General features: G+C 55.9%; 11 protein-coding genes. 7 read left to right on the top strand and 4 right to left on the bottom strand.

Going from position 1 to position 11,854, the window contains the following annotated elements:
- Window positions 1-102: 102 nt before the first annotated feature.
- From AAC632_RS06425 to AAC632_RS06415, 3 genes are all read right to left on the bottom strand, one after another.
- Window positions 103-744, bottom strand: coding sequence for a protein-L-isoaspartate(D-aspartate) O-methyltransferase (locus AAC632_RS06425; RefSeq protein ID WP_340297498.1), 642 nt, complete (start codon window positions 742-744; stop codon window positions 103-105).
- 6 nt (window positions 745-750) lie between these two features.
- A complete protein-coding gene (surE, locus tag AAC632_RS06420) occupies window positions 751-1,536 on the bottom strand; it encodes a 5'/3'-nucleotidase SurE (protein ID WP_340297501.1) in 786 nt (261 codons plus the stop codon).
- Between the two features lie 91 nt (window positions 1,537-1,627).
- The gene (locus tag AAC632_RS06415; protein WP_340297504.1) at window positions 1,628-2,845 is read right to left on the bottom strand and encodes a multidrug effflux MFS transporter; all 1,218 of its coding nucleotides are present in this window, start codon (window positions 2,843-2,845) and stop codon (window positions 1,628-1,630) included.
- Between the two features lie 214 nt (window positions 2,846-3,059).
- On the opposite strand from AAC632_RS06415, the gene AAC632_RS06410 reads away from it, so the two are divergent.
- The 5 genes from AAC632_RS06410 to AAC632_RS06390 all read left to right on the top strand — a co-directional run bounded on the left by AAC632_RS06410 (window position 3,060) and on the right by AAC632_RS06390 (window position 7,972).
- The gene (locus tag AAC632_RS06410) at window positions 3,060-4,592 is read left to right on the top strand and encodes an acyl-CoA carboxylase subunit beta (RefSeq protein WP_340297507.1); all 1,533 of its coding nucleotides are present in this window, start codon (window positions 3,060-3,062) and stop codon (window positions 4,590-4,592) included.
- Between the two features lie 159 nt (window positions 4,593-4,751).
- Complete coding sequence (locus AAC632_RS06405) at window positions 4,752-4,898, top strand: hypothetical protein (protein ID WP_340297510.1); 147 nt, start codon at window positions 4,752-4,754, stop codon at window positions 4,896-4,898.
- A gap of 54 nt (window positions 4,899-4,952) precedes the next feature.
- Entirely contained in the window at window positions 4,953-5,327 is a 375-nt protein-coding gene (locus AAC632_RS06400; RefSeq protein WP_340252380.1) for a hypothetical protein, read from the top strand.
- A gap of 280 nt (window positions 5,328-5,607) precedes the next feature.
- Window positions 5,608-5,814: a hypothetical protein gene (locus AAC632_RS06395; RefSeq protein WP_317656234.1), complete on the top strand. Its 207-nt coding sequence runs from the start codon at window positions 5,608-5,610 to the stop codon at window positions 5,812-5,814.
- Between the two features lie 112 nt (window positions 5,815-5,926).
- On the top strand, window positions 5,927-7,972 hold the full coding sequence (locus AAC632_RS06390; RefSeq protein WP_340297512.1) for an acetyl/propionyl/methylcrotonyl-CoA carboxylase subunit alpha: 2,046 nt from the start codon (window positions 5,927-5,929) through the stop codon (window positions 7,970-7,972).
- 21 nt (window positions 7,973-7,993) lie between these two features.
- On the opposite strand, the gene AAC632_RS06385 is transcribed toward AAC632_RS06390, so the two are convergent.
- Window positions 7,994-8,425: a DUF4174 domain-containing protein gene (locus AAC632_RS06385; protein ID WP_340261331.1), complete on the bottom strand. Its 432-nt coding sequence runs from the start codon at window positions 8,423-8,425 to the stop codon at window positions 7,994-7,996.
- 134 nt (window positions 8,426-8,559) lie between these two features.
- Between AAC632_RS06385 and scpA the strand changes: the two genes are divergently transcribed.
- Entirely contained in the window at window positions 8,560-10,689 is a 2,130-nt protein-coding gene (gene scpA / locus AAC632_RS06380; protein ID WP_340297515.1) for a methylmalonyl-CoA mutase, read from the top strand.
- A 96-nt stretch (window positions 10,690-10,785) separates the two neighbouring features.
- On the top strand, window positions 10,786-11,853 hold the full coding sequence (locus AAC632_RS06375) for an AI-2E family transporter (protein ID WP_340297518.1): 1,068 nt from the start codon (window positions 10,786-10,788) through the stop codon (window positions 11,851-11,853).
- The last annotated feature ends 1 nt before the right edge of the window (window position 11,854 follow it).

The raw sequence follows: 11,854 nt of genomic DNA, 5'->3' as shown, positions 1-11,854 counted from the left end.
CCAGAGGGAGGGCATCGGTTTCACCGCTGCACGTTCTTTACGCTCAACTATATATCAAAGATGAGGGTCGTTTCTACCCTTTGTCCCGCGTTATTGCGCGCTTTATGCCTCGGCCAAGCCTTCGACAAGCGGGACAAAGCGGACAGGCATCAATTCTTCGTAGTCAAACCCGCCCTCATGGCGCACAACTTTGATCAGGCTTTGCACCTGATCGGACTGCCCCACAGGCAGCACCATTATGCCGCCCACCTTCAGCTGCGCCAATAAGGGTGTCGGCGGGTCCTCGGCCGCGGCTGTGACGAGGATACGATCAAACGGGGCTTGTTCCTCCATCCCGAAACACCCGTCCCCTGTCACAACAGTGACATTGGGGATACCGAGCGCCGTGATCACCTCTTGCGCGGCACGGGTCAGGTTGCGATGGCGGTCGATCGTATAGACGCGGCGCGCCAGATGCGACAGCACCACAGCCTGATATCCAGACCCTGTGCCAATTTCCAAAACCTTATCGCGTTCGCTCACCTCAAGGGCTTGGGTCATCAACCCCACCACGGAAGGTTGCGAGATGGTCTGACCCGAGGCAATCGGCAAGGGCATATCTTCATAGGCCCGATCCGCGAAATGGCCGCGCACAAACATGCCGCGGTCGACTTTTTCCATAGCCGCCAAAACACGCGCATTGCTGATCCCCTTGGAGCGCAAGGTGAACAGAAACCGCATTTTGCGTTCGGCCAAATCGCTCATATTGGATCACTCAAGGCGGGATTTCAGATCTGACAGCGCATCATGAGCGGTCAAATCTGCGCGCATTGGCGTGATTGAGATATAACCTGCCAAATTGGCATGGGCATCTGTATCGGGCTGGGTCGGCACATCTTGCGCGCCGCCCTTGATCCACAAAAAGCGGCGCTGGTTGGGGGCGATCATAGCCTCGACTTTAAAGCTTGTTTCGCGGCGAAAGCCCTGCGCAACAACGCGGCGCCCTTTCACATCTGCTGCGGCAACGGGTGGGAAATTCACGTTATAAAACAGCCGATAATCATTTTGATCCCAATGCGCCTGCTGCCACAACGCGCGCAAAAGATCTGCGCCATGCGCCTCGGCAGCCTCAAACGGGTTTTCCAGATGGGCATTTTGCGGCCCGAAATATTGCGACAATGCGATTGCAGGCAAGCCCTGCAAGGCCGCCTCCATCGCACCGCCAATCGTCCCAGAGTAGAGCACGTTCTCAGCAGAATTATTGCCGCGATTGATGCCAGACAAAACCAAATCTGGCGGGCAGTCTTGCAGCACATCGTAAAGCCCCGCCAAAACGCAATCCGCAGGCGTGCCTTCAGCGGCAAATTTTTTGGGGCCAAGTTCAGCGATCATCGTAGGATGCACATAGGAGATGCAATGCGCGACACCTGACTGTTCAAAGGCAGGGGCAACCGTCCAAACTTCGCCATCAGAGCCTGCCAGATCAGTTGCGATTTTGTAAAGGCTGGCCAGACCCGGCGCATTGATGCCATCGTCATTGGTAATCAGAATTCGCATCAATCGCACTCCTTCACGGCTATCGTTCTGTGAGTGTTGTTAGCGAAGGGAGCGGCGCACGACAAGGGCAGAGCTGCGCTATGGGGATCGCCTAACTGATCCGAAGCGCATGATTGCGCCGCGCCGTGTAGATAGCCGAAGCGGCGGCGCCAATAGCGCAAGCGAGCATCAAATAAATCAGCGGATAGGCCTGATCCGATTGAGACAGAATGACGCCCGAAAGCGCGGAAAGACTGGCCCCACCCGCCAACATTATCGAGCCACCAAGCCCCGAAGCCGTGCCCGCCAGATCAGGTCGGATGGACATCATCCCAGATGTCGCATTCGGCAGCACCATCCCATTTCCAAGGCCCACAAAAGTCATTGAGCCAAAAAAGACCAGTGCGGTTTTATAGCCTACGAAAAACAGACCCAAGCCTATGCTGAGACCTGCAACGGTGATCAGTGCGCCCCATAGGATCATGCGGTCAACGCCCACGCGCACTGAGAAGCGCCCCGATATGAAATTGCCAAAGAAATAACCCAAAGCGGGCGCGCCAAAAAACAGGCCAAGCAATGCAGGCTCTAGACCGAAGATGCGCGCGCCCACCAAAGGAGCACCGCCCAAATAGGCAAAAAACGCGCCCGAGGCCAAAGTGCTTGATAGGCTATAGCCCCAAAAGCGGCGCGAAAGCAGCAAAGTGGGATATTGCGCGAATTGATCCCGCAAGCGCCCCTCCCCCTTCCGCGCGGTCTCGCCCAAATCAGCCCATGCCAAGAGCAAGATCACTAGGCCTGCGCCAAATAAGAGCCAGAAATTGGCCTTCCATCCGAAGGCTTGCCCCAAAGCGCCACCGATGACGGGGCCAACCATTGGAACAATCGCCATACCCATGGTGACATACCCAATCATCGAGGCCGCTTGATCCCGAGGGTAAAGGTCACGCACCACAGCACGTCCCAACACCAAACCCACAACAACGCTGGCTTGGGTCATGCGAAACACCAGAAAGGTGATGACATCTGGCGCCCAAAGGCACCCCAAACTGGCCAAGCAATAGATCGCCACCCCAACAAGCATCACAGGTCTGCGGCCATAGCGATCAGAGAGCGGGCCAACCAACAGCTGCAAGGCAGCGTTCACCCCCAAATAAAGCGCCACAGAAAGCTGAACCACACCGTATTCTGCCCCAAAATACTCGGCCATCTGCGGCAAAGACGGCAGAAATACATTCATCGACAACGCGCCCAAGCCCGTGAGCACGATCAATGTGAAAATGGATGGGGCCGTGCTGCGGTCTAAGAACCGCTGCGGAGGGATGTGAGACATAGCCCATCGCTAAGCCCGTTTGACTAAACTGTCTAGTTCAAAATCTGCACATGGCGGCAATGCCTCTAATATTTGCAGATTTGCAAAATTATTAAAAGCAAAGCGAAGTAATTTGCAAATATGCCAGAGAAGACTCGCCCGACCACATAAGATTGCGTAAGTTCAACGGAATTGTGAGACCGCCCCATGACGCGGCATGAAGGAGGATCGCCTGATGAAGGATATTTTGCAACAGCTTGAGGATCGCCGCGCGGAGGCGCGTTTGGGGGGCGGGCAAAAGCGCATTGATGCCCAGCACAGCAAAGGCAAGCTGACCGCACGCGAACGGATCGAACTGTTGCTCGATGAAGGCTCCTTCGAAGAATATGATATGTTCATCACCCATCGCTGCACCGATTTTGGGATGGCCGAAAGCAAGCCACGCGGCGATGGGGTGATCACGGGATGGGGCACCATCAATGGCCGCTTGGTCTATGTGTTTAGCCAAGACTTTACCGTGCTTGGCGGTTCCGTATCGGAAACCCACGCGCAGAAAATCTGCAAAATTATGGATATGGCCATGCAAAATGGCGCGCCTGTGATCGGCATGAACGACTCAGGCGGTGCGCGCATCCAAGAAGGCGTTGCCTCCTTGGCTGCCTATGGCGAGATTTTTCAACGCAATATTGAGGCATCAGGCGTTATTCCGCAGATCAGCCTGATCATGGGGCCATGTGCGGGCGGTGCGGTCTACAGCCCCGCGATGACTGATTTTATTTTCATGGTCAAAGACAGCTCATACATGTTCGTCACAGGGCCAGATGTTGTGAAAACCGTGACCAACGAGGTCGTCACAGCCGAAGAACTGGGCGGCGCCTCGACACATACCAAGAAAAGCTCGGTCGCGGATGCCGCCTTTGAAGATGACGTTCAGGCTATCTCAGAAGTGCGCCGATTGATTGATTTCCTTCCGCTATCCAACCGCGAAAAACCCCCAGTCCGCCCCTTCTACGATACGCCCAATCGGATCGAAGAGAGCCTTGATACGCTCGTCCCCGACAACCCCAACACGCCCTATGATATGAAAGAACTGATCGAAAAGGTCGCGGATGAGGGCGATTTTTACGAGATCCAGGAAAATTTCGCGAAAAACATTATCACGGGCTTTATCCGCCTTGAGGGGCAGACCGTGGGTGTCGTTGCCAATCAGCCGATGGTGCTGGCGGGCGTTCTTGATATCGACTCGAGCCGCAAAGCCGCCCGCTTCGTACGTTTTTGCGACTGCTTCGAGATCCCGATCCTGACCTTGGTGGATGTTCCAGGCTTCCTGCCAGGCACGAAGCAGGAATATGACGGGGTGATCAAGCACGGCGCAAAGCTACTCTTTGCTTATGGCGAGGCGACCGTGCCAAAAGTCACTGTCATCACCCGCAAAGCCTATGGCGGGGCCTATGTGGTTATGGCCTCCAAACATCTGCGCGCCGATGTCAATTACGCGTGGCCCACCTCAGAGGTGGCCGTTATGGGCGCGAAAGGTGCCACGGAGATCCTCTATCGTTCCGAATTGGGCGATGCCGCAAAAATCGCGCAGCGCACCAAAGATTATGAGGATCGGTTCGCCAATCCTTTCGTGGCCGCAGAGCGTGGGTTCATTGACGAGGTGATCCAACCGCAATCCACCCGCAAGCGCGTTTGCAAAGCCTTTGCCATGCTTCGCAGCAAAAAGCGCAGCATGCCATGGAAGAAGCACGACAATATCCCGCTCTAGGACAGAACGGCCCATCGTTTACATTAAAATCATGTTTAATTTATATTTAAAATTTCCTTTGACTGCGTATATGATGCGCGCAAGCCATGAGTTCATGGCCAAAGCGTTGCGCGAATTCGGAAGTGAATTTGCGCCTATAACAAAGTTGAGGAGAGCAAGATGTCAGCGAGCATCGAAATTATTCTGGTTGCGGCAGGTTTGGCCAGCCTTGCAGGCTGTGCGCAACGCGCGCCTGTGCAAGACGAAGTCATCTATGTCGAGCCTGCGCCAATCATGCCAGAGCCTGTTTACAACAAATACCGCTGAACCGCGTTATAATCGGTTTGGGTTCACGATGGCCGCTCCTTACGAGGTGCGGCCATGATCAAACATCGCGGTTTCCCCTCGCGCCTTCCAGGCACCGATTATCACTTCACCATCCGCCGTGAAAGCCGTGAGGGGGCCACCCCCCTTAAGCGCCGCGAGCGTTTTGCGGATCGCAAAGCCGCAGATCGCCGCGCAGATGCAGCTTTCATGGAGGCGTTGTGGCTCTATTTTGGCGAGGCCCCTTTCGAGCGGGGAAATCTCGATGCAGGTCGCCTGTCATGGCTCTTTGGGCGCGAAATTATCGCCGCCGAAGACCCGTTTGATCCAGAAAGCTATGATGCGCTTTTGCGGATTGATGTGGCCCGCGCACAGGCCGCCTTCCCTGAAGCCTTTGATGGATCAGGCGTTTGGGAGGGGCGATCGGCATGAATCTGCCCATCTTCGACAGATTTCAGCGAATTGCCGCTGATGCCAAATCTGAGCCCGCTTCCCCACTTGAAGCACGGCAGCCGCCTGCCCATATGATTGGTCACGCAACGGATTTTACCTCCTATCCTAGCCGCTGCAGCGGGGCCCATACGGCCCCAAGATGTTCCATCTATTCCCCTTCGAAAGGGTCGGTGCGCCCCGCGCATCGACCCTCTAGGATTGCATGGATAAACCATGTATTATTTTCGCATATAGGCAGTCATCGGACAGGAGATCCAATATGCAAAAAACACTCAAACTCTTCGGCATCGTTCTTGTGGGCGCAATGCTTTCGGCTTGCGTCTCCTCAGATATTGAGCGCGCGGGCGTTGGCGCCGCTGCGGGGGCTGGTGCAGCTGTTATCTTGGATGGCGACATTGCCACAGGCGCCATTGTCGGCGCAGCAGGCGGTGCGCTTTGTGACGATGTGGGGCTGTGCCGCCGCTAACCCAGCGCAATACGTAAAAATTCAAATCGCCGCGTGTGGGGAAGCGCCCCGCACGCGGCTTTTTGTTTGAGACAGACGGCCAGCTTGGCCCAAAAGGAAGGAACGTGAACCCATGTTCAAAAAAATTCTGATTGCCAACCGTGGCGAAATCGCCTGTCGCGTCATCAAAACCGCGCGCAAAATGGGCATCGCCACCGTGGCGATCTATTCCGATGCGGATCGCAACGCGCTGCATGTGCAAATGGCAGATGAGGCGGTGCATATCGGCCCCGCCCCCGCCAATGAAAGCTATATCGTCATCGATAAGGTGATGGCAGCCATCAATGCAACGGGTGCCGAGGCCGTGCATCCCGGCTATGGGTTCTTGTCCGAAAATAAGAAATTCGCCGAAGCCCTTGAGGCCGCAGGCGTGGCCTTTATCGGGCCACCTGCAGGCGCGATTGAGGCCATGGGGGATAAGATCACCTCAAAGAAACTCGCCCAAGAGGCGGGCGTCTCCACTGTTCCGGGCTATATGGGGCTGATTGAAGATGCTGAAGAAGCGGTGAAAATCAGCAATGAGATCGGCTATCCCGTGATGATCAAGGCCTCCGCAGGCGGCGGCGGCAAGGGGATGCGAATTGCATGGAATGATGATGAGGCACGCGAAGGGTTCCAATCCTCCAAGAATGAAGCGGCAAATTCCTTTGGGGATGACCGCATCTTTATCGAGAAATTCGTAACCCAGCCGCGCCATATCGAAATTCAGGTTCTCGCCGATGGTTACGGGAATTGCGTCTATTTAGGCGAGCGCGAATGTTCAATCCAACGCCGCAACCAAAAAGTGATCGAAGAAGCCCCCTCGCCCTTCTTGGATGAAGCCACCCGCAAATCCATGGGCGAGCAGGCCGTGGCCTTGGCCCAAGCAGTGAATTATACAAGTGCGGGCACAGTGGAATTTATTGTCGATGGCAATCGCAATTTCTACTTCCTTGAGATGAACACCCGTTTGCAGGTGGAGCATCCTGTGACCGAGTTGATCACGGGCGTTGATCTGGTCGAGCAGATGATCCGTGTCGCCTATGGCGAGAAACTGCCTTTCGCGCAGAAGGATGTGACGCTGACAGGTTGGGCCATGGAAAGCCGCCTCTATGCAGAAGACCCGTATCGGAACTTCTTGCCTTCAATCGGCCGCCTGTCCCGCTATCGCCCTCCTGTCGAAGTGGCTGCGGGGCCGCTGTTGGAAAGTGACAAATGGCAGGGCGATGCCCCCAAGGGCGATACGGCGACACGCAACGATACGGGCGTCTACGAAGGCGGCGAAATCAGCATGTATTACGACCCGATGATCGCCAAGCTGTGCACTTGGGCCCCAACGCGGGCAGAGTCTATCGAAGCCATGCGCCACGCCCTAGACGGGTTCGAGTTGGAGGGGATTGGCCACAACCTGCCGTTCCTCTCTGCCGTGATGGATCATCCGAAATTCGTGTCAGGTGATATGACCACCGCCTTTATCGCCGAGGAATATCCCGAAGGCTTCGAAGGCGTGACCTTGCCTGAGGATCAAATGCGCCGTGTCGTGGCCGCCGCAACCGCAATGTATCGCGTCAGAGAAATCCGCCGCACCCGCGTCTCGGGTCGGATGGACAATCACGAGCGTGTGGTTGGCAATCACTGGGTTGCGCGCATGGGTGAAACAGAATGGCCTGTGACCATTACAGCAGATCATGACGGGGCCACAATTCGCTTTGATGATGGTCAAGATATACGAGTGACATCGGATTGGCGGCCTGGAACAATGTTGGCAAAACTGACTGTTGATGGCGGCCCATTGACTGTGAAAGTGTCAAAAATTCCGCAGGGCTTCCGCGTGCGCACGCGCGGCGCGGATTTCAAACTGTTCATTCGCAGCCCCCGCCAAGCCGAGCTTGCGCGCCTGATGCCTGAAAAGCTGCCCCCAGATACTTCGCGCCTTCTGCTTTGCCCAATGCCAGGATTGATGGTGAAACTCAGCGTTGAGGAAGGCCAAGAAGTGCAAGAGGGTCAGGCCCTTTGCACGGTTGAGGCCATGAAGATGGAAAACATCCTCCGCGCTGAGCGCAAGGGTGTTGTGGCCAAGATCAACGCCGCAGCAGGCGACAGCCTTGCGGTCGATGATGTGATCATGGAGTTCGAATAAATGACCCTTGCCGCCCAAAGCCTAGCGGTTGCGCAACTCGTCCTGACGCAGGGCGAAATTGTCAATCGCGCGGGTCAGTTCGCGCACATCGCGCGGGCTGGGGCGGCGCAGGCCGACACGGCCATCTTTTTGCAAAATCACGACTGCAAAACCACGCGGGCGCAAGGTGCTGCGAATGTCGCTTTGGCCATCGGGGTCAGTGTCGATGATCACCACAACATCGCGCTCCAACAACGGAGCGGGGCGCGCCGCAAGCCGCGCCATTTGTTCCGCAAACCGCGGATCGGCCTCGGTGTCGGCGAAAACAATCAGCGGTCGCGCCGTCCACAGATAGTCATCCAGACTGACATCTTCGGCCCGCAAAATCGGCAACTCTCCCTCCTCATCGGCCCATGCGCCATTGGGGGCGAGTGCCATCCAGACTGTAATCGCAAAGGAAAGAACCCGTTTCATCACGCCTCCTGCTGATGAAAGACATATAGGGCCTAAGCCACGAAACCAAAGGCCGAAGCTACGAGAAACTGCGCCAAACAAGCATTTCAGCCACAAGGATTTGCGCCGCAGATGAAGGACAGAGGAAGACGGATATGACTGTGACCAAAAAAGACTGGCAAGAGCTCGCCTCGAAAGAATTGCGCGACAAGCCGCTTGAGAGTTTGAACAAGGAAACGCTTGAGGGGATCACTGTCCAACCGCTTTATACCCACGAGGACATCCAAGACTTGCCCCATATGGGGAATTTACCCGGATTTGCGCCCTTCGCGCGGGGGGTAAAGGCTACGATGTATACGGGCCGCCCTTGGACGATCCGCCAATATGCGGGTTTCTCAACTGCCGAAGAATCAAACGCCTTCTATCGCAAGAACCTTGCAGCGGGGCAGCAGGGCGTCTCGGTCGCATTCGACCTCGCCACCCATCGCGGCTATGACAGCGACCACCCCCGTGTCGAGGGGGATGTCGGCAAAGCAGGCGTGGCCATTGACAGCGTTGAGGATATGAAAATCCTCTTTGATGGCATCCCGCTCGATCAAGTATCGGTGTCGATGACCATGAATGGGGCCGTTATCCCCATCTTGGCCAATTTCATCGTAGCAGGCGAGGAGCAAGGCGTGTCCCGAGCCGCCCTGTCTGGCACAATCCAGAATGACATCCTCAAAGAATTCATGGTGCGTAACACCTATGTATATCCACCAGAGCCCTCGATGAGGATAGTGGCGGATATCATCGAATATACCTCCAATGAGATGCCAAAATTCAATTCGATCTCAATCTCAGGCTATCACATGCAAGAGGCAGGCGCCAATTTGGTGCAGGAATTGGCCTATACTTTGGCCGATGGCCGCGAATATGTGCGCGCTGCGATTGCGCGCGGCATGAATGTCGACAAATTCGCGGGCCGTCTTAGCTTTTTCTTTGCCATTGGCATGGATTTCTTCATGGAAATCGCCAAGCTGCGCGCCGCACGCCTGCTCTGGTCGCGGATCATGGACGAGTTTGACCCCAAAGATCCCCGCTCGAAAATGCTGCGCACCCATTGCCAGACTTCAGGCGTAAGCCTGCAAGAGCAAGACCCCTATAACAACGTGATCCGCACGGCCTATGAGGCCATGTCAGCGGTCTTGGGCGGGACGCAAAGCCTTCATACCAATGCGCTTGATGAAGCGATTGCGCTGCCCACCGAATTCTCGGCGCGTATCGCGCGCAACACGCAATTGGTGCTGCAAGAAGAAACACGCGTGACCGAAGTGGTCGACCCGCTGGCTGGGTCTTACTATGTCGAAAAGCTCACCCATGACCTCGCCGAAGCCGCTTGGAAACTGATTGAAGAAGTTGAAGACATGGGCGGCATGACCAAAGCGGTGGCTTCGGGTCTGCCGAAATTGCGGATCGAGGAATCCGCCGCCAAACGCCAAGCCATGATTGATCGTGGTCAAGAGGTAATCGTGGGCGTCAACAAATATCGCAAAGAAAAAGAAGACCAGATCGACATTCTCGAAGTCGATAATGACAAGGTGCGCGCGTCACAAATCGCGCGGCTTGAAAATATCCGCGCCACCCGAGATGGCGCGGCGGTTGAGGCGGCCTTGGCCGAATTGACCCGCCGCGCAGCAGAGGGCGGCAACCTTCTCGAAGCGGCCGTTGATGCAGCACGCGCAAGGGCCAGCGTAGGAGAGATCAGCATGGCTATGGAGAAAACATTCGGGCGTCACCGCGCCGAGGTCAAAACTCTCGCAGGGGTCTATGGCGCGGCCTATGAAGGCGATGCGGGCTTTGCACAAATTCAAAAAGATGTCGAAACTTTTGCAGAGGAAGAAGGCCGCCGCCCCCGCATGTTGGTGGTCAAAATGGGCCAAGACGGCCATGATCGTGGCGCTAAGGTGATCGCCACAGCCTTTGCTGATATAGGCTTTGATGTGGATGTCGGCCCCTTGTTCCAAACGCCCGATGAGGCGGCCCAAGATGCCATCGACAATGACGTCCATGTGGTGGGCATTTCCAGTCAGGCGGCAGGTCACAAGACCCTAGCACCCAAATTGATCGCCGCGCTCAAGGCGCAAGGTGCCGAGGAAATCATCGTCATTTGCGGCGGCGTGATCCCGCAGCAAGATTACGACTTTCTCAGGGCCGCAGGGGTCAAGGCAATCTTTGGGCCTGGCACGAACATCCCCGCCGCAGCCGCCGATATTCTGCGCCTTATTCGCGAGGCACGGGGATAGTTTTGCAGCGCGCCTTTGGCGAAACCCCTTGAACCACAGGCAGCAATGCCGCAGATGTGAGGAAAGGGAAGTCTGGTTCAAAGGCGCGCGCAACCAATGGCATTGCCAATCAAACAACAAGCAGCGATTTGGGGTGGCATTATTACCGTCTTTTTGGCGCTGTTATGGTTCTTGGGTGATGTCATTCTGCCCTTTTTGACAGGGGGGGCGATTGCCTATTTTCTTGATCCTCTCGCAGATCGGCTTGAGAAATGGGGCCTTGGTCGCGCGGCGGCTACAACCGTGATCTCCTTGGTTGCGCTTTTGGTGGTCGTGGCAGGTATTTTTGTGATCGTTCCACTTTTGGTGGCGCAAGCCACGGCGTTAATCCAATCCGCACCGCAAATATTCATCGAATTGCAGGCCTTTTTGACCCAACAGTTTCCGTCATTGATGGATGATGGATCGCCTTTGCGCCAATCCTTGATTTCCGTCGGCCAGACCATTCAGGCGCGCGGGGGCGAATTGCTCAATACGGCTCTCACCTCAGCAATCAACGTAGTAAACGCGATCGTGTTTATGGTCGTTGTGCCTGTTGTCGCCTTTTACATGTTGCTCGATTGGGATCGTATGGTGGCCCGTATCGATGAATTGCTGCCCCGCGACCATCGCCCCGTGATCCGTCAAATCGCCGCTGATGCGGATCGCACTTTGGCAGGGTTTGTGCGGGGGCAAGGCACAGTGTGTCTCATCTTGGGCACATTTTATGCCATCGCGCTCATGGTGGTTGGTTTGCAATTTGGGCTTGTGGTGGGTTTGATTGCAGGGCTTTTGACCTTTATCCCCTATGTTGGCGCTTTGGTGGGGGGGCTTTTATCCATAGGGCTTGCCCTTTTCCAATTCTGGGGAGATTGGTGGAACATCGCCGCCATCGCAATCATCTTCCAGGTCGGACAGATGCTTGAGGGCAATGTATTGACCCCGAAACTGGTCGGCTCCTCCGTTGGGTTGCATCCCGTTTGGCTGATCTTCGCGCTCTCGGCCTTTGGGGCGGTGTTTGGCTTTGTCGGGCTTCTGGTTGCTGTGCCCGTGGCCGCAGTGATCGGCGTTTTGGTGCGCTTTGCCATAACCCGCTATCAGGCAAGCCTGCTCTATCGCGGGCTTGAACCCCCGCAGGACGACTGAC

It is taken from the genome of Roseobacter sp. HKCC-CH-9351 (genome assembly GCF_037830295.1).
Lineage (GTDB): Bacteria > Pseudomonadota > Alphaproteobacteria > Rhodobacterales > Rhodobacteraceae > M30B80.
This window is presented reverse-complemented; position numbering and strand designations above follow the sequence as displayed.